This window comes from Staphylococcus equorum (genome assembly GCF_029024965.1).
Taxonomy (GTDB): Bacteria; Bacillota; Bacilli; order Staphylococcales; family Staphylococcaceae; genus Staphylococcus; species Staphylococcus equorum.
The window spans coordinates 2,225,964-2,244,740 of record NZ_CP118982.1 but is presented as its reverse complement, the minus strand read 5'-3'; the positions used below and the strand labels follow the sequence as shown (position 1 = coordinate 2,244,740).

General features: G+C 33.2%; 20 protein-coding genes. All 20 read left to right on the top strand.

The genetic code is table 11. The features are described from left to right. The first annotated feature begins 123 nt into the window (after nt 1-123). Entirely contained in the window at nt 124-1,206 is a 1,083-nt protein-coding gene (locus PYW44_RS10910) for a Gfo/Idh/MocA family protein (RefSeq protein WP_021339587.1), read from the top strand. Nucleotides 1,207-1,224: 18 nt separating this feature from the next. Beyond that, nucleotides 1,225-1,941 (top strand): ThuA domain-containing protein, encoded by a 717-nt coding sequence (locus PYW44_RS10905; protein WP_021339588.1) that lies wholly within the window; start codon nt 1,225-1,227, stop codon nt 1,939-1,941. 28 nt (nt 1,942-1,969) lie between these two features. Further along, nucleotides 1,970-3,007: a Gfo/Idh/MocA family protein gene (locus tag PYW44_RS10900; protein ID WP_031266058.1), complete on the top strand. Its 1,038-nt coding sequence runs from the start codon at nt 1,970-1,972 to the stop codon at nt 3,005-3,007. Nucleotides 3,008-3,037: 30 nt separating this feature from the next. After that, entirely contained in the window at nt 3,038-4,006 is a 969-nt protein-coding gene (locus PYW44_RS10895) for a sugar phosphate isomerase/epimerase family protein (protein WP_021339590.1), read from the top strand. A 244-nt stretch (nt 4,007-4,250) separates the two neighbouring features. Beyond that, nucleotides 4,251-4,592, top strand: a complete 342-nt coding sequence (locus PYW44_RS10890; RefSeq protein ID WP_002508430.1) for a YuzB family protein — start codon at nt 4,251-4,253, stop codon at nt 4,590-4,592. A 454-nt stretch (nt 4,593-5,046) separates the two neighbouring features. Further along, the gene (locus PYW44_RS10885) at nt 5,047-5,982 is read left to right on the top strand and encodes an aldo/keto reductase (RefSeq protein WP_021339591.1); all 936 of its coding nucleotides are present in this window, start codon (nt 5,047-5,049) and stop codon (nt 5,980-5,982) included. A gap of 263 nt (nt 5,983-6,245) precedes the next feature. Continuing rightward, on the top strand, nt 6,246-6,788 hold the full coding sequence (locus tag PYW44_RS10880) for a flavodoxin family protein (RefSeq protein WP_002508428.1): 543 nt from the start codon (nt 6,246-6,248) through the stop codon (nt 6,786-6,788). A 135-nt stretch (nt 6,789-6,923) separates the two neighbouring features. Then, nucleotides 6,924-7,403: a GNAT family N-acetyltransferase gene (locus PYW44_RS10875; protein WP_021339592.1), complete on the top strand. Its 480-nt coding sequence runs from the start codon at nt 6,924-6,926 to the stop codon at nt 7,401-7,403. 17 nt (nt 7,404-7,420) lie between these two features. Next, nucleotides 7,421-8,737, top strand: a complete 1,317-nt coding sequence (locus tag PYW44_RS10870; RefSeq protein ID WP_172457955.1) for an HD domain-containing protein — start codon at nt 7,421-7,423, stop codon at nt 8,735-8,737. Nucleotides 8,738-8,895: 158 nt separating this feature from the next. After that, the gene (locus tag PYW44_RS10865) at nt 8,896-9,408 is read left to right on the top strand and encodes a YwhD family protein (protein ID WP_021339593.1); all 513 of its coding nucleotides are present in this window, start codon (nt 8,896-8,898) and stop codon (nt 9,406-9,408) included. Between the two features lie 289 nt (nt 9,409-9,697). Beyond that, nucleotides 9,698-10,111, top strand: a complete 414-nt coding sequence (locus PYW44_RS10860) for a YwiB family protein (protein WP_021339594.1) — start codon at nt 9,698-9,700, stop codon at nt 10,109-10,111. Next, the gene (argS, locus tag PYW44_RS10855; protein WP_021339595.1) at nt 10,111-11,778 is read left to right on the top strand and encodes an arginine--tRNA ligase; all 1,668 of its coding nucleotides are present in this window, start codon (nt 10,111-10,113) and stop codon (nt 11,776-11,778) included. The genes PYW44_RS10860 and argS overlap by 1 nt, the downstream gene beginning before the upstream one ends. Nucleotides 11,779-11,945: 167 nt before the next feature. Next, nucleotides 11,946-12,581 carry an endonuclease III domain-containing protein gene (locus tag PYW44_RS10850; protein WP_021339596.1) on the top strand — a complete coding sequence of 212 codons (636 nt, stop codon included), beginning with the start codon at nt 11,946-11,948 and terminating at the stop codon, nt 12,579-12,581. A 60-nt stretch (nt 12,582-12,641) separates the two neighbouring features. Continuing rightward, nucleotides 12,642-13,412 carry a MerR family transcriptional regulator gene (locus PYW44_RS10845; RefSeq protein ID WP_021339597.1) on the top strand — a complete coding sequence of 257 codons (771 nt, stop codon included), beginning with the start codon at nt 12,642-12,644 and terminating at the stop codon, nt 13,410-13,412. A 199-nt stretch (nt 13,413-13,611) separates the two neighbouring features. After that, entirely contained in the window at nt 13,612-14,499 is an 888-nt protein-coding gene (locus PYW44_RS10840; RefSeq protein WP_021339598.1) for an ABC transporter substrate-binding protein, read from the top strand. 140 nt (nt 14,500-14,639) lie between these two features. After that, the gene (locus tag PYW44_RS10835; RefSeq protein WP_021339599.1) at nt 14,640-15,590 is read left to right on the top strand and encodes a FecCD family ABC transporter permease; all 951 of its coding nucleotides are present in this window, start codon (nt 14,640-14,642) and stop codon (nt 15,588-15,590) included. A 74-nt stretch (nt 15,591-15,664) separates the two neighbouring features. Further along, nucleotides 15,665-16,363 (top strand): HAD family hydrolase, encoded by a 699-nt coding sequence (locus PYW44_RS10830; protein WP_021339600.1) that lies wholly within the window; start codon nt 15,665-15,667, stop codon nt 16,361-16,363. A gap of 3 nt (nt 16,364-16,366) precedes the next feature. Beyond that, on the top strand, nt 16,367-17,164 hold the full coding sequence (locus tag PYW44_RS10825) for an alpha/beta fold hydrolase (RefSeq protein WP_021339601.1): 798 nt from the start codon (nt 16,367-16,369) through the stop codon (nt 17,162-17,164). 132 nt (nt 17,165-17,296) lie between these two features. Then, nucleotides 17,297-17,803: an SA0570 family protein gene (locus PYW44_RS10820; RefSeq protein ID WP_021339602.1), complete on the top strand. Its 507-nt coding sequence runs from the start codon at nt 17,297-17,299 to the stop codon at nt 17,801-17,803. A 151-nt stretch (nt 17,804-17,954) separates the two neighbouring features. Next, the gene (locus PYW44_RS10815; protein ID WP_002508415.1) at nt 17,955-18,665 is read left to right on the top strand and encodes a low temperature requirement protein A; all 711 of its coding nucleotides are present in this window, start codon (nt 17,955-17,957) and stop codon (nt 18,663-18,665) included. Nucleotides 18,666-18,777: the final 112 nt, after the last annotated feature.

Genomic DNA, 18,777 nt, shown 5'->3' with positions numbered 1-18,777 from the left:
TTGTATTTTAATATGAAACTAATGTATTAAGCTTTTAAAAGAAATAAAGCTTAAATGTAATACGAAATTTTGTAAGCGGTTACTTTAAAGGTTGGATAAATTTAATATAAAGGGATGAGTCTTATGAATGTGAAAATTGGAATAATTGGATGCGGTGGCATAGCTAATGGTAAGCATTTGCCAAGTTTAGAAAAAATTTCAGAAGCAACTATGGTCGCTTTTTGCGATATAGACATAGCGAAAGCTGAATCTGCAGCGGAAACATATGGTATAAACAATGCTGCAATATATGAAGATTACAAACAGTTACTCGAAGATAAATCTATAGAAGTCATACATGTGTGTACGCCGAATAATACACATAAGGATATTACAGTCGCAGCATTAAATGCGGGTAAACATGTAATGTGTGAGAAACCAATGGCTAAAACTTCAGACGAAGCACGCGAAATGATTGATGCAGCGGAGCAAAATAATAAAAAATTAACAATTGGTTATCAAAATAGATTTAGAGCAGACAGTCAACATCTACGGAAGGTGACGCAACGTGGAGACTTAGGAGATATTTATTATAGTAAAGCACAAGCAATTCGACGTCGTGCAGTTCCTACATGGGGTGTGTTCCTAGATGAAGAGAAACAAGGAGGCGGACCATTAATTGATATTGGTACACATGCCTTAGATTTAACATTATGGATGATGGATAATTACGAGCCAGAGTCTGTTATGGGATCTACTTTTCATAAATTAGGTAAACAAGACAATGCGGCAAATGCTTGGGGATCATGGGATCCAGATAAATTTACTGTTGAAGACTCAGCGTTTGGCTTTATTAAGATGCGTAATGGCGCAACGATTATCTTAGAATCTAGTTGGGCACTCAATTCATTAGACGTGGATGAAGCGAAATGTGCATTGTCAGGTACGCATGGTGGCGCTGATATGAAAGATGGTTTGCGCATCCATGGTGAATCATTCGGCACTTTATATACATCTCAAATTGAAGTAGATAATGCAGGTGTTGATTTTTATGAAAGTGAAAAAATCGATGAAGCTGAAGAAGAAGCACGTGCTTGGATAAATAATATTATTCATGATACTGAGCCAGTCGTAAAACCGAAAGAAGCATTTGTAGTGACTCAAATATTAGAAGCGATATATGAATCTGCAAAAACAGGAAAAGCGGTATACTTAAATAAACATTAATCAAAGGGGAGCTTACTATTGAATATTACAATTTGGAATGAATTTCGTCATGAACAAGAAAGTGCTGAAGTAAAAAAAGTTTATCCAGAAGGCATTCATAAAGCATTAGCTTCTTTTCTAGAGGCTGAACACCAAGTTAAGACAGCGACACTAGACGAACCTGAACATGGCCTGACAGATGATGTATTAGCAAACACAGATGTATTAGTTTGGTGGGGGCATAAAGCTCATGATGAAGTTGAAGATGTCATTGTCGAAAAAGTGAAACAACGTGTATTGGATGGCATGGGGCTTGTTGTGTTACATTCTGGACATTTCTCGAAAATATTCAAAAACTTAATGGGTACCACTTGTGACCTTAAGTGGAGAGAAGCAGATGAAAAAGAGAGGTTATGGGTAGTTGATCCGACACATCCGATTACTGAAGGCTTAGATTCATATTTTGAATTAGAAAAAGAAGAAATGTACGGAGAGCATTTTGATATTCCAGCACCTGATGAAACAGTCTTTATTAGCTGGTTTGAAGGCGGAGAGGTCTTTAGAAGCGGAGCAACTTTTAAAAGGGGTAATGGCAAAATATTCTATTTCAGACCAGGTCATGAAAGTTATCCGACATATTATAATGCCAACATCCAACAAGTCATCAAAAATGGTGTGAAATGGGCATGTAATTCCAATACACCGAAACATCAATATGGCAATGCTCAACCGTTAGAAGAAATAAAAGAAAAATAGGGTTGGGAGTTTGATTACTATGGAGAATGTGGAAAAATTGAAAATCGGGATTATTGGTTGTGGTGGTATTGCGCAAGGCAGACATATTCCTGCATTTCAAAATTTAAGTCATCTTGCTGAAATTGTGGCAGTGCAAGACGTCAATCAAACACTGGCAAAAACAGTAGCGGATAGATTCGCAATTGGTACAGTGTTTGAAAGTTATGAAGCTATGTTTGAAAAGGTTGATGCCGTAGCTATTTGCACACCAAATAAATTCCATGCAGAAATTTCTATTGCGGCTTTAGAAGCGGGTGTCCATGTGTTTTGTGAAAAACCGATGGCGATGAATCAATTAGAATGCGAACAGATGGTTAAAGCTGCTATGCGTGCTGACAAATTATTGGCTATAGGCTATCATTATCGATTTACGGATGCTGCGATTACCGCAAAAAATGCTGTGGATGAGGGCGTGGTTGGTGATGCGCTTGTCACACGTGTACAAGCCTTACGTAGAAGAAAAGTGCCAGGTTGGGGTGTGTTTACGAATAAAACATTGCAAGGTGGTGGTAGTCTGATCGATTACGGATGTCACTTGTTAGATTTGTCATTATGGTTATTAAAAGATGTTGAACCCATTGAAGTCCTAGGTAAAACATATAACAGACTAAGCAAAACGCCGAATCAAATCAATGACTGGGGAGAATTTGATCATGAAACGTTTGATGTAGATGATCATGTCACGAGCTTCATTACTTTTGAAAATCATTCAACGATGCAATTTGAATGTTCCTGGTCAGCAAATATTAAAGAAGATACAAAACATATAAGTATTTCAGGTGTGGACGGTGGCATAAGTTTATATCCCTTTGAAATATACCAACCACGGTTTGGCACGTTTTTTACAGAACAAGCCGATGCAGCACATGATGAAGAAATTGCAGCCCAGAGACAAGCACTTAATTTTGTGAACAGTTGTCTAGGGCATGAAGCGTTAGTCGTACAACCTGAACAAGCGCAAAAAATTAATATATTAATAGATGCGATATATCAAAGCAGCACAGAAGGACATAGTATTCGATTGTAATGTTTTAAAATTTTGAGGAGGGTTTAATTTATGAAAATTGGTGTGTTCTCAGTATTATTTCAAGATAAGACTTTTGAAGAAATGTTGGACTATGTAGCTGATGCGGGTGTTGATATGGTTGAATTAGGTACTGGAGGTAATCCAGGTAATCAATTTTGTCCTTTAGATGAATTATTAGAAGATGAAAGTAAAAGAGCTGAATATTTAGAAAAAATACAACAACGTGGTTTAGGCATTAGTGCTTTTAGCTGTCACAATAATCCAATTTCACCAAATCAAGATCATGCACAAGATGCGCATGATACTTTGTTTAAAACAATAAAATTAGCGGCTTTATTAAATGTGCCAGTGGTTAATACTTTTTCAGGTGTGGCTGGTTCGGATGAAACAGCAAAATATCCTAATTGGCCAGTAACGCCATGGCCAACAGCCTATTCTGAAATATTAGAATGGCAATGGGAAGAAAAACTAATTCCATATTGGAAAAAAGCAGCAGATTACGCAAAAGAACAAGGTGTCAAAATCGCAATTGAACTACATGCGGGATTTTTAGTACATACCCCTTATACATTGTTGAAATTAAGAGCAGCGACAAATGATGCGATTGGTGCTAACTTAGACCCTAGTCATTTGTGGTGGCAAGGTATCGATCCAGTTGCTGCAATTAAAATTTTAGGTCGTGAAAATGCAATTCACCATTTTCACGCTAAAGATACATACATTGATCAAGAAAATGTAAATATGTATGGTTTAACGGATATGCAACCTTATGGCAATGTACAAACGCGTGCTTGGACATTTAGAACTGTAGGCTATGGTCATAACCCACAAGTATGGGGAGAAATCATTAGCGCATTGAGAATCAATGGCTATGATTATGTCGTAAGTATCGAACATGAAGATCCGATTATGTCGATTGAAGAAGGTTTTACTAAAGCAGTAAATAATTTGAAATCAGTAAATATAGAAAATCCTGCACCAGATTTATGGTGGACTTAAAAGTCGATGAAGTGAACTTAGTATGCGAATATAAAAGCATATACTAAGTTCACTTTTTTATTTATAAGACAACTTGAATCAAGTCATAATAGGCAAACAATATAATTAAAAACTTGAAATTTTTACTAAAAAGAGTAAAATAATTAGAGTTGTAAATACAAAAAATGTGAATGCGTGCACCTATACATATTAAATTAGCATAGGATTTTTGACTCTGTATATTACTAGAAAGGTGAGGGTGTAGTTGCAAAATAAGTTTCTGATTTGTGATGATTGTCAGGGCGTGGATTGTAAATCATTAGAAAAAAAGTTGACGAAATTAGACCCTGAAGCTGAAATAGAGATTGGCTGTCAATCCTATTGTGGGCCAGGCAGACGAAAAACATTTGCGTTTGTTAATAACCGTCCGCTGGCTGCACTAACAGAAGAAGAACTCATGGAAAAAGTAATGAAACAGTTACAAAAACCAAGAGATCCAGAAGAAGAAGAGCGCTTGAGACAGCGTAATGAGTTGCGTAAACGTCGTAAAGAAGAACAAGATAGAAAATTGAAAGAGAAACTCGCACAGCGAAAAAGTGCGAAATAACATATAGATGCAATGTTTATATTGATAATATTTGAAAGTGAATGAGCAGTGGTGAGACTTATGAATTTAAGTTGCACTGCTGTTTTTTGTGTTTTTTATAGCAATTAGTGTTGTTCTGGTCCAAGCAATTTATTTAATATATTAGAATTATCATGATAAATTCTATAAAGACAGTATTATATTTGGTTCATTTGTTGATAAAAGTAATGAAATGGTTTAAAAATACAATTTATTTATGAAAACACATATAAAATGAACTGAAAAGGGTAAATACAAATTATGAAGTTAGTGAAACAATTAAATTTTAATGGTTCTTTGCACACCGGTTTTTAGCTATTGATTTATAAAGACGTGCAAAAGGTTGTTCAATAATATTGCGAGGCTAACGAGCATAAATATAGAAAGCGTATTTTAAAATACGCGATTCATATTTAATATAAGGAGCTGAAGAAGTTTGGCGGAAAAAGTACAATTAGGTAAATCAGATGTTAAAGTATCACCCATTGCTTTAGGAACGAACGCAGTAGGTGGTCATAACTTTTATAATAATTTAGATGAAGAACAAGGGAAAGAAACTGTACGTACAGCAATTAGAAATGATATTAATTTATTAGATACGGCATTTATCTATGGACCTGAACGTTCAGAAGAACTTGTCGGGGAGACAGTAAAAGAATTTACGAGAGAAGAATTTGCGATAGCTACGAAGGGTGCACATTATTTTGATGAAGACGGAAATGTACAAGTCTCGAATGATCCGCAATTCTTAAAAGAGCAGGTGGCACAAAGTTTAAAACGTCTACAATTAGATTATATTGATTTGTATTATATTCATTTTCCAGATGAATCAACACCTAAAAATGAAGCCGTAGCAGCTTTAAAAGAATTAAAAGACGAAGGCAAAATAAAAGCAATTGGCGTTTCGAATTTCAGCTTAGAACAATTAAAAGAAGCGAATAAAGATGGATACGTAGATGTCGTTCAAATGGAATATAATTTATTGAATCGTAAAAATGAGGCGATTTTAGAATATACTTCAGAAAATAATATTACATTTATTCCATATTTCCCATTAGTATCAGGTCTATTAGCTGGTAAATATACAGAGAACACGAAATTTGATGATCTTCGTGCTGAAAATCCAGAGTTTCAAGGTGAAAGATATCAAGAAAATTTAGAAAAAGTAGATCAACTCAGAGTGATTGCTGATAATCATAGAGTAGATGTAGTACATGTTGTATTAGCGTATTATCTTACTAAACCATCATTAGATGTTATTATTCCGGGAGCCAAACGACCAAACCAAGTCGTGGATAATTTAATAACCCTTGATTTTAAATTAACAAATGAGGAAATCGAAAAAATAGAACAGTTATTTCCAATAGAATAATAACATTAAAGTAGATGAACCATGTAGTGTTTATCTACTTTTTATATTTATAAACTTTAAACCTAAAAATATAGATAAATAGTATGTTGGAAAAGTACTATTTTTGAGCAAACAATTTAATTTATTAATGTATTTTCATTTTTCTGTTTAATAATTCCATTATTTAGTGTAGGATTATTAATTAAGTTTACCTAAATAGTCAAAATGTATAATTATAAAGCTCAACAGATATATTATTAATTTAGTAGTAGAAGGAGATTATTATGATCACAGTTTTATTCGGGGGCAGTCGACCAGAGGGAAACACTGCTCATTTAACTAAAGCGGCCATAGCAGGATACGACTACGAATGGATAGATTTAACACAATATCAATTAAATCCAGTTAGAGATGTAAGACATGATAATAAGGTAATAGAATCATATAATGATGATTATAAAGAGATTATTGATAAAGTATTAGCGAGTGAGACGATTATTATTGCTTCGCCGGTGTATTGGTACAGTTTATCGGCATCAGTAAAAGCATTTTTCGATCATTGGTCTGAAACATTAATGGACCCAAATTATAAAAATTTTAAAGAAGAAATGGCGAAAAAAGATTTTAGATTAATCATCGTTGGTGGAGATTTCCCGAAAGTTAAAGGAAAGCCATGTATCACACAAGTGAAATATAGCTTGGAATTTATTGGCGCAACGTTATCAGGTTATATTATTGGTACTGCTGAAAAGCCAGGCGATATTGAAAAGGACGTTTATGCATTAAAACGTGCACAAGAATGGCAACAAACATTAGGCCAAAAGTAAATATATTAAAGATAGTTTGAGCAAATGATTTATGTTGTTCAAACTATTTTTATTCTAGATAGATAAAGTATTTTGAATACTAAAATTATGTTATAATGTAGCTATTATTACCTATCTAAATAGGGGGAGAGCAACATGCACAAAGTAAGAAAAGCAACTGCAGAAGATGTTGTCAGCATCAGAGATGTAGCAACAAAAGCTTGGTATAATACGTATTTAAATATTTATGCAGCTAAGACAGTAAATGAATTATTGGCTGCTTCATATAATGAACAACATTTACTAAAACGTTTAGAAGATCAATTGTTTTTAGTAGTCGAAGAAGACGAAAATATTATTGGCTTTGCTATATTTATTTATGGTACTGAATTATTCTTGTCTGCACATTATGTGAGCCCATCATGGCAACACCATGGTTATGGTTCTAATCTATTGTCCGAAGGTATTCATTATTTTAAAGATGACTATAATGAAGTTTATTTAGAAGTAGATAATAAAAATGAAGAAGCTATGACGTTCTACCAACAAAAAGGTTTTGAAAAAGTACGCTCATACACACATGTAATGTACGGTGAAGCAATGGACTTAGCGTTGTTACGTAAGCCATTAAAATGATCTGCAAAGTATAGGGTATGAACAGGAGGACTACATTGACATTTACAACTTATGCTACACAAAAGTTACCTGAAGAAAAAGTTTTTAAAGACCCGATTCATAGGTACATTCATGTCAGAGATCAAGTGGTTTGGGATTTAATTAAGACGAAAGAATTTCAACGCTTGCGTCGTATTAAGCAGTTAGGCACATTATATTTATCATTCCATACGGCAGAACATAGTAGATTTGGGCATTCGCTCGGTGTATATGAAATTGTACGTAGATTGATTGATGATTCATTTGATGGTCGCGAAGCATGGGATAATGATGACAGACCTTTAGCTTTATGTGCTGCTTTATTACATGATTTAGGGCATGGACCATTTTCACATAGTTTCGAAAAAATTTTTAACACGGATCACGAAGCATTTACACAAGCGATTATTACGGGACCAACTGAAGTAAATGAAGTATTAAAGCGTGTCTCAGAGGATTTTCCGCAACAAGTTGCAGATGTAATTAATAAAACGCATAAGAATAAATTAGTGATTTCTATGATCTCATCACAAATTGATGCAGATAGAATGGATTATTTACAGCGTGATGCATATTTCACAGGTGTATCTTATGGCCAGTTTGATATGGAACGTATCTTAAGATTAATGCGCCCATCTAAAGATGAAGTGCTTATTAAAGAAAGTGGTATGCACGCAGTAGAAAACTTTATTATGAGTCGTTACCAAATGTATTGGCAAATCTACTTCCACCCAGTAAGTCGAGGTGGGGAAGTATTATTAAATAATTGTTTGAAACGCGCGAAGCAGTTATATGAGGAAGGCTATACATTTAAAATGCATCCTACAGATTTCATACCGTTCTTTGAAGAGTCCATGACAATTGAACAATACGTGGATTTAGATGAAGCCGTGGTACTGTATTATTTAAAAGCATGGGTGAAAGAAGATGATGCAATCTTAAGTGATTTATCCCGTCGTTTTATTAATCGTGACTTATTTAAATACATGCCGTTTGACGGTTCTATTATTACAATTACAGAATTAACCGATTTGTTTATACAAGCAGGTATAGATCCAAATTATTATTTTGTAAGTGAATCGTTCTCGGATTTACCATACGATTATGATAGGCCTGGGTCAGATAGACAACCTATTCATTTATTGCGCCGTAATGGTAAAATACGTGAAATTAGTAGTCAGTCATTGATCATTCATAGTATTACTGGTATAAACAGGGAGGATTATAAACTATATTATCCTAAAGAGTTTATTACTGAAATTGAAGATGAAAATATAGGAAATGCGATTATCAGCATTTTAAATGAATTGAATTAGCGATTAACCAATGGTAGAAAAGTGTTCGCCATTAAATTGTCGTTTTGAATCCAACTTTTAAAAACCATTTAAGTATACATGAGACGTATTGTGGTTTTAAAATAGAACGTAGATATTACAATTAATTATGAAACTTATTTTATGGGAGGTGTTTGCTAGTGGCTGAAAGCAAAGGTTTTAAATTTAACATCATTAAGAATGACCCACTAGATGGACATAAAGGTACGAATATCGGTTCAATCAGTTTAGATAACGTAGCGCCTGTCTTTATTGATGTTCAAAATAAGGAAGCCTTTATTGATATTGGTGGTATGCATGCGCGCGCAAGTGTTGAAAAAGGTGTTAAATGGATTAAAGAAAAAGAAGTCGTTGAAGGTGAAGATGCCAAAGAGTATTGGCTATGCTGGGTTACGACTGAACGAGGCGAAAATGGTCCATACTACGCAGGTGTTACAGGCTGTTATTTAATGGTGAATAAAAGTATTCGTAGAGGATATAAAAGTATGCCCGAACACGTCAATATGATGGATAAATCTATGAAACGTCAAATAGAAATTGAACACATCGGTGAAGAAAATAAACAAGTTTTAAAAGATTTTCTTAAAGCGCATGATATAGAGATGTGGAATAATTCTGAACAAGCTTTGCATGACGCATTAAACACACAGTAAATTTAATGTAAGTAACATCTAAGCCATGTTGGTATTAGATTAAGTAGACAGCCGAATTGTTTGAATTCTGGCTGTTTTTATTATGTGAATTCAACTTAATTGTAAGTGTTGCATGTAAAATCTATTCAGTTATTCTTATATTGCTGCTGACTTAGGTAGATAAAAAGAAATTCTATATTTTCAGTTAGTGTGAAATTAACGCTTTGAAAATTGTTTTCGCAACTGTATTGCTTATTTCAAGTATGCTATAATTGTTTGTATTATTTTAAAGATTAGGGTGAAACGCACATTGGAAAACAATGTTAATATCCAGACGAAACAAATTGTTAAACAATTTGATAATAAAGAGAAATTTTCGCAAAATACACAAGGATCTTGGCAAAAACGCAATGCTGAATTTATCCGATATCAAGAAGAAATTAATGATGTTATTGTAAATGTGACAGTGAAAATTGAAGAAGCAGGTGTCAAAATCATTCGCAACGGTGAAATTAAAATGATTCTTCATTTCGTTGAAGGTGAAGATACGATTACTTTATATGAAATTAGTGGCGGACGCATCCCACTAACGGTACGTACACATTCCATTTTACATTTTGTTACGCCTGACGGTGGCAAATTGAAAGTACATTATGATTTAATTCAAGATGAAGAGAAAATGGGATCTTATCAATATGAAATTACTTATAAGGAGACACCATAATGAACATAATTGATCAAGTCAAACAAACATTGGTTGAAGAAATTAATAACAGTATCCAACAGGCACAACTTGCTGATACGAGTGAAATTCCAGAAATCAAAATAGAAATTCCTAAAGATAAAAGTAATGGTGACTATTCAACAAATATTGCAATGGTCTTAACAAAAATAGCAAAACGCAATCCACGTGAAATCGCACAAGCTATTGTAGATAATTTAGATACAACAAAAGCTAAAGTAGAAAAAGTAGCTATCGCAGGTCCTGGATTTATTAATTTTTATTTAGACAATTCGTATTTAACTGCAATCATTTCTGAAGCAATGGATAAAGGCGACAAATTTGGCCATACTGAAGAAGCTAATGGTAAAAGTATCTTAGTAGAGTATGTTTCTGCAAACCCAACAGGAGACCTACATATTGGACATGCCCGTAATGCAGCAGTCGGAGATACATTATCAAATATCTTAGAAGCAGCAGGCTATCAAGTAACTAGAGAATACTATATCAACGATGCTGGTAATCAAATTACGAATTTAGCGCGCTCAATTGAAGCACGTTATTTCGAAGCGCTTGGTGATGATTCTTTTGAAATGCCAGAAGGCGGTTACCACGGTAAGGATATCATTAATATCGGTAAAGATTTAGCTGACAAACAACCTGAGTTAAAAGACCTTTCAGAGGACGAACGTATAAAAACGTTTAGACAACTCGGTGTCGATTATGAGATGGAAAAATTAAGAACAGACTTGTCTGATTTCAATACACACTTTGACAGTTGGTTTAGTGAAACATCTTTATACGAAAAAGGCGAAATTAAAAAAGTTTTAGATAAAATGACAAACCTTGGCTATACGTATGAACAAGATGGTGCAACGTGGTTACGTACGACTGATTTCAAAGATGATAAAGATAGAGTATTAATTAAGAAAGACGGCAACTACACGTACTTCTTGCCAGATATCGCTTATCATTTTGATAAAATAGAACGTGGCAACGATGTGTTAATCAACTTATTTGGTGCAGACCATCACGGTTATATCAATCGTTTGAAAGCTTCGTTAGAAACATTCGGTGTAGAAAAAGATCGCCTTGAGATCCAAATTATGCAAATGGTTCGCTTAATGCAAGATGGACAAGAAGTGAAAATGAGTAAACGTACAGGTAATGCAATTACGTTACGTGAAATTATGGATGAAGTTGGCGTAGATGCTGCGCGTTATTTCTTAACAATGCGTAGTCCGGATACACATTTTGACTTTGATATGGAACTAGCGAAACAAGAATCTCAAGACAATCCAGTGTATTATGCACAGTATGCACATGCACGTATTTGTTCGATTTTGAAACAAGCTGAAGAAAGAGGGATTAAACCTTCAAAAGAAGCGGATTTTTCATATATCACAAATGCAAAAGCAATTGATTTATTGAAAAAAATAGCTGAATTCGAAACAATGATTGAAAGTTCAGCAGTTCAAAGAGCACCTCATAGAATTACAAATTATATTCAAGAGTTAGCATCTCACTTCCATAAATTCTATAATGCGGAAAAAGTATTAACAGATGATGTTGAAAAGACAACAGCGTTAATCGCGCTTATTAATGCAGTCAAAATCACAATGCATAATGCATTAGATTTAGTCGGCGTTAATGCACCAGAATCTATGTAAGTAAAAGTTTAAAATGATAAGATTCACTTAACGAGAGTGAGTAATAGATTTGTATGGATTAGATAGTTTAGCAACTTATCCAATAACAAATTGTTGCTCGCTCTTTTTTAATAAATTAACTTACAAATAATTATAAAACTTAAAGTTGAAGAGGGATGGGGGATACTATGTTGGATACAAAAACGTTATATCAACTACTATATGATCACATGGGTCCACAGGGTTGGTGGCCGGCAGAATCAAAAATAGAAGTTATGTTGGGCGCGATTCTCGTTCAGAATACGAATTGGCGAAATGCAGCATATGCAATTGAATCTTTAAAGCAAGCAACACATTTAGAACCACAACACATCTTGAATTTAAAGATAGAAGAGTTACAAATATTAATTAAATCGAGTGGATTTTATAAAAATAAGGCGCAAACAATTCTCTCTTTATTAACTTGGTTGGAGCACTATGATTTTGATTACCAGGAGATTAATGATCATTATAAACAAGACTTGAGAAAAGCGTTGATAGCAATTAAAGGCATTGGCAGTGAGACAGCTGATGTACTCATTGTATATGTCTTTGGAGGCGTTGAGTTTATTGCAGACAGTTATTCAAGGAGGCTATATCGAAAATTAGGATATACGCAAACAAACAGTTATGAACAATTAAAACGACACATTAAACTACCAAATGATTTTTCAAATCAAGATGCTAACGAATTCCACGCATTGTTAGATAATTTTGGTAAAAATTATTTTAACGGTAAAATAAATACAAAATATACATTTTTAGATGCTTATTTTGAAAATTAAAAAAGAGGTTGACCTTCACGTAACGTTATACTACATACTGCGTTATAGGAGGCGAGATAAATGAAACAACAATTTAGTCCGAAAGACATTGCAAATATCACGGGTATAAGTACACGTACATTACGTTACTACCATGAGATAGGTCTATTAATACCAAATCAAGTATATGAGCAAGGTTACAGATCATATAACATGGAAAATTTAACGAAACTACAACATATTTTATTTTTAAGAGCGCTAGAATTAACGTTAGAAGAAATAAAACAATATTTTGAAAGCACTATAACTGAAAAGAATGAAATTCTTAGTACTCGTTATGAAATTGTTTTAGACAAACGTAATCAATTCAATCGTATATTAGAAAAGTTAGAAGAACATTTTGAAAACCATCAATATGAGGCGTTGGAGATTAAAGATTTCAATGGATTTGATTTAACCGGACAATATGAGCGTGAAGCATACAGCAAATATAAAGATTCTAATTACTACCAAGCATTTGAACAAAATAACGCTCGAAAAACTAAAAATCAACAACAGTCTGATTATGATAAAATAGCACAGCAACTTGAAGCGTTTTTTAATAAAATGAATCAACTACAAAATAAAGGTGTTACACCTAATCAAGCAGTTGACAATATTGAAGAACTCAAATGTATTTTATCGATTCAAGTGCCTAATTGTGATGATCAATTTATCGAATATATGGCACATACGTATGAACAAGATGAGCGATTTATAAAGAATATTAACAAAAATCGAAACGATGATTTCCATCATTATTTAATTCAAACAATGCGTATATTTGTTAATAAAGAAGATAATTTAAGTTAAATTTGTCTTCCATTGAAGTTGTTTATAAAATATGACATAAACGCTTAATTAGGCATCAAATGACTGATAGCAGTCGTTTGGTGTTTTTTTAGTGATTTCACCATTAAATGTGTATTTATAGAAAAAATTTAGGTTTGTTAATTAAAATTGGGCTGAATTTTGATATGATAAAGAAAAATATGAACTAGGAGATTACGACGTGAAAAGACCTCATAAAATATTTTATCTTTTTATTGTTTTAGTATTTTTATTAGCAGCTTGTGGAACAAACGAAGACCAAACGAAAGAGAAAGCAAAGAATTCGGACAAACAATCTTATGATAGGATAATATCGTTGATGCCTAGTAATACGGAGATATTGTATGAATTAGGATTAGGAAATAATATTGTGGGTGTCTCCACTGTTGATGATTATCCGCAAGAAGTTAAAGATAAGCAGCAGTTTGATGCAATGAAATTAAATAAAGAATCCTTATTAAAAGCAAAACCAGATTTAATTTTAGCGCATGAATCCCAGAAAGCGACAAGTAGTGATATATTAAATACGCTTAAAGATAGTGGCGTTAAAATAGTCTACGTGAAAGATGCACAGTCAATTACTGAAATGTATAGCACATTTAAACAAATTGGGCAGGTGACTGGTAAAGAGGATGAGGCAAATGCACTCATTAAAGAGACAAAACAAAATATTAAAGAAGTGAAAGCATCTGTACCAAAAGATGCTAAACCGCAAAAAGTGTTTATGGAAGTATCTTCTGAACCAGAAATATTTACAGCGGGTAATAACACTTTTTTTGATGATATGTTAAGCGAATTAAACGCAACGAATAGTTTTTCGAATTTAGAAGGTTGGCAAAAAGTAAGTAAAGAAGCAATTATTAAGAAGAATCCAGATATTATGATTTCGACAATGGGTATTTCTAAAGCCGAATATCAAAAAATATTAAATAATCGTGGTGGATTTAGTGACATAAAAGCAGTGCAACAAAATCAGGTTGAAGCTGTGGATGGCGATGAAATTTCGCGTCCCGGTCCACGTATTGATGATGGACTAAAAGCTTTAAAAGAAGCCATATACAAAGAGTAGCATATTTATCGCTATAACCATATTACCGTACAATCTTGAGCTTATGAAATTCCTGGCATTTATAGAGGCAGGTGTAGTGTTAAGCATTAACAGATGATATTGTAATAATTGAAAGATTTCATTGAAAGCGTGGCAAAAAAATGCAGTACTATAAATCAATCATAATATGGCTAACAGTACTCATTGCTAGCATATTGCTAAGTTTATTATGGAGTATTGGGGATATCGGCAACGCACTGACCCAAACTATCCTCTTTCAAGTTAGAATACCAAGAACACTACAAGCATTGCTTGCAGGTATTGGTTTAACACTTGCAGGCCATATGTTTCAAACCTTATTAAATAATCCATTAGCAGATAGTTTTACATTAGGGTTAGCGAGCGGGGCAACATTTGGATCAGGCTTGGCTGTCGTCCTAGGAATGTCATTTATTTGGTTGCCAATATTTTCAGTTGCATTCAGTATTATTACATTGATTTTAGTCCTTGCTCTAACGATAGCGATGTCGAGGGGGTATCCGATTAGAACATTGATATTATCGGGTATCATGATAGGGGCTTTATTTAACGCCTTTCTATATATACTCATTATATTTAATCAAAATAAAATGAATAATATTGTCAATTATATGTTTGGTGGATTCTCTTCAGCTGAATATAACGAAGTGGTATACATTGGCACAGTGCTACTCATTGGTGTTATTATTTTATTAAGCATGATTTCTAAAATTAAATTATTACAACTTGGCGATTTACGAGCCAAATCATTAGGTTTAAATGTTCAAAGCATGACATATAGCGTGTTGTTGATTGCATCAATTTTAACTGCAGTAATCGTTGCTTTTGTTGGTATTATTGGCTTTATTGGTATGGTTATACCACAACTTGTGCGGCGACACAGTGGTCATTATGATTTAGGGCAACAAATGATACTTAATATGATTATTGGTGGTACAATTATGGTGCTTTCAGATTGGTTAGGAAGTGTTGTTTTAGAACCATTCCAAGTGCCTGCAAGTATTATACTCGCTTTACTGGGTATACCAGTATTATTCTATATCTTGATTACACAACCACGCATGTATGAATAACGAAGTATAAATAGATGAATATATACAGTTAAGCATGAATTAAAGTAAAAGTTTGAATTAAAGAGGTAATGATGATGGACTTAACACAAGTAAAAGCGGTCGTCTTTGACTTAGAAGGTACACTTTTAGATCGAAAAAAATCACGCGAAAAATTTATAGAAGAACAGTATGAAAGGTTTCATGATTATTTAGTACGTATACAACTTGAAGATTTTAAGAAAAAATTTATAGAATTAGATGACGATGAAGATCATGATAAACCAGAGTTGTACAAAGCAATTATTAAAGATTTTCATGTTGATCGCTTAACGTGGAAAGACTTATTTAATGATTTTGAAATGCATTTTTATCGTTATGTATTTCCTTATTACGACACGCTTTATACACTTGAAAAGTTAACAAGTAATGGCTACCTCACGGGTGTAATCGCAAATGGAAAGTCGAAAATTAAACAATTTCGTATGCATACTTTAGGTGTAGAAGATGCGATTAACTATTTGTCTACATCTGAAACAGTAGGTTATCGTAAGCCACATCCTAAGATTTTTGAAGATATGTTATCCCAATTAGGGACAAAACCAGAAGAAACGATGTATGTGGGTGATGATCCGTTAAATGATGTTGCACCTGCGAGAGCGATGGGAATGATTAGCGTTTGGTTCAAGGAAGACGATGATGTTGAAGTAGAACCATTACCTGAAGAAATAGATTTTACGATTAGAAGTACTGAAGAATTATTAAAAATATTATCTATAGCGAAGAAAGGAAGATAATCAATGAATTTATTTACAACAAAAGATGGTGTCGCTTTGAATTACAGAACAAGTGGTGAGGGCAATGCTATTGTAATGATACACACTGCCTTAGATAATTTATCTATTTACAATGAACTTGAAAATGCTTTTAATAAAACACATCAGGTTGTGCTTATTGATTTAAGAGGCCATGGTTACTCAGATAAACCAAATGGTATTGAATTTAAAACATATGCAGAAGATATTAAAGCGCTATTAGATTATTTATATATTCCAGAATGTTCATTAATTGGCCATGAATTAGGCGGATCAGTTGCAGCCTCATTTGTTGCTCAATATTCAGAGATGGCAACGACACTGACATTAGTGAATCCAACGCTACTTAATGAAATAACACCTGAAGAACGTTTGTATCGCAAATATTCAGATAAAGTACGTAATTGGGAACAAGAAGCGCAACAAAAGTTTTTTGATAAGCATTTATATTATTCAAAACGCGCAGCTAAAAAGGTTTTAAAACAAGTAGATGATACCAATGCAATTGCTACGAAAGCTGAATTAACAGCAGTAAAGGAATCATTTAATAATAATCAAATAATGCATTATTTAGGGGAAATCCATTTACCAACTTTAATTATCGCTGGGCAACACGGTGAAAGAACAACCGTTGTAGAAGCTAAGGAAGTGGGTGACTATATCGGGGATGTTTCGTTTGAAGTGTTCGAAAAATCAGGTTTATATCCATTTATAGAACAGCAAGAAAAGTTCCTCGACGTTGTGGGAGAGTTTATTAAAGCAAATGAAAAAACAAAAATATAGAATAGCCGCACATTTATATTACAAAAGATATGAATATGTAATCTTTTTGTAACATCCCTGTTAATTACGTAATATTTATAGTACACTGTTGATGAGCACAAAATAACTTTTAAATAGAAGGAGAGAGCGCTTATGAAAAAAATGTTTGCGGCAGTTTTAGTTTCAGGATTAGCGTTTTCTGGAATTGGTGCAGGTAGTGTGGATGCGGCTTCAGGTAACTCTATCCAAAATGTTAAGGCATTACAAGAAGGAGATACAACATTAGAAGGCGCAACATTAGGCGAGTCTATTCAAAGTGTATTGAAAAATAATGATACGCCAGTCTATTCTCATCGACCTGATAACAGTGAACATTATTACGAATTTAAAAAAGACAATGGTGTACTTGTTGTAGCTACTGATGGTAAGAAAAATGAAGGCGAAATTACTCGTGTTTCTATGAGTTATAATGATACTGATGGCCCAGCTTATGATGAAGTTAAAAATGAAGTAAGCAAAGATGCGGTCGCACGTGAGCATTATAATAATGTAACTGGTAACTTTGGCTATGTGCAAGATGATGAAGTTTCATATCAATTCAGCTCATCATCTCCAAGTGATAAAAACATTAAACTATATCGTATAGATATTGGTGAATAAATATTGCTTATAGCATTTAAAAAGAATAATTTGACCGGCAAGTGTAAAGCTATATACTTGTCGGTTATTTTATTGTTAAAATAAGTGTAAGTATGAGATTATAAATTAAATTATAGTAGATATAGTTCAAATATTATTAAAGGAGCTTGTCATGAGAGTTAACGACAAAGTACTAGTGGAAAACATTAATGATTACTTCACTCATAAAGGTCTTTCACCAAATTTAATAGATGATATTAAAGTGAAATTGAAAAAAGATTTTCAGAAATCTGAAGAAAAAGATGAAGATTATATTGAATATAGAAAAAAATCACCCGCTGAAGTAATTTTGACGATACAACGTAATTTGTTTACATTGCAATTGAATCCTATTGTGTTTTTTATACTGAATTTTATATTGCTATCGTATTTATATGATAAACAATTTGTGCCGTTCCAAGCAGCAACAGGATTGTCTATCTTTTATTGTTTAATTATTTTACCAATTTCGATTTTTATATATTTACGTATTGATTGGAAAAACTATCTTTATAGTAATAAATTCGAAAGAATAATAGGCTTGGTAGTTGCAGGTGTATCTTTTATACTCATTATTGCACACGCATTTAATATGAATTTGGGTATCGTAGCAGTAACTGTATACGGACACCAAGCTGTATTTTTTGTAGGTATTATATTTAGTATTGCTGGTCTTTATTTTAGAAGATTAGAATTTACTGGTATTGGTTTACTACTTTGTCAAAAAACAATAGACGCGATGATTAGCAGTCCTGAAATTGCTCAAATTGGATCTATCGTTATTTGGTTCTTGCTATTAATTGTTATTATTTATTACACAATACGTATTTCATCTAGGAACTAAAGTTAAAATAGTTTATATAAATATATTTTTAGAACGCGCTTCAAAATGTTAACTGAAATAATTCGTTAACATCTTGAAGCGCTTTTTTTAATAGCTGGAATAGAAAAATAAT

Bases quoted from the DNA above. Each gene is read 5' to 3' on its own strand.
- PYW44_RS10880 (WP_002508428.1), top strand. From the start codon at position 6,246: ATGATCACAGTTTTATTCGGGGGCAGTCGACCAGAGGGAAACACTGCT.
- PYW44_RS10835 (WP_021339599.1), top strand. From the start codon at position 14,640: ATGCAGTACTATAAATCAATCATAATATGGCTAACAGTACTCATTGCT.
- PYW44_RS10815 (WP_002508415.1), top strand. From the start codon at position 17,955: ATGAGAGTTAACGACAAAGTACTAGTGGAAAACATTAATGATTACTTC.
- PYW44_RS10850 (WP_021339596.1), top strand. From the start codon at position 11,946: ATGTTGGATACAAAAACGTTATATCAACTACTATATGATCACATGGGT.
- PYW44_RS10910 (WP_021339587.1), top strand. From the start codon at position 124: ATGAATGTGAAAATTGGAATAATTGGATGCGGTGGCATAGCTAATGGT.
- PYW44_RS10845 (WP_021339597.1), top strand. From the start codon at position 12,642: ATGAAACAACAATTTAGTCCGAAAGACATTGCAAATATCACGGGTATA.
- PYW44_RS10825 (WP_021339601.1), top strand. From the start codon at position 16,367: ATGAATTTATTTACAACAAAAGATGGTGTCGCTTTGAATTACAGAACA.
- PYW44_RS10820 (WP_021339602.1), top strand. From the start codon at position 17,297: ATGAAAAAAATGTTTGCGGCAGTTTTAGTTTCAGGATTAGCGTTTTCT.
- PYW44_RS10875 (WP_021339592.1), top strand. From the start codon at position 6,924: ATGCACAAAGTAAGAAAAGCAACTGCAGAAGATGTTGTCAGCATCAGA.
- PYW44_RS10895 (WP_021339590.1), top strand. From the start codon at position 3,038: ATGAAAATTGGTGTGTTCTCAGTATTATTTCAAGATAAGACTTTTGAA.
- PYW44_RS10870 (WP_172457955.1), top strand. From the start codon at position 7,421: ATGAACAGGAGGACTACATTGACATTTACAACTTATGCTACACAAAAG.
- PYW44_RS10830 (WP_021339600.1), top strand. From the start codon at position 15,665: ATGGACTTAACACAAGTAAAAGCGGTCGTCTTTGACTTAGAAGGTACA.
- argS (WP_021339595.1), top strand. From the start codon at position 10,111: ATGAACATAATTGATCAAGTCAAACAAACATTGGTTGAAGAAATTAAT.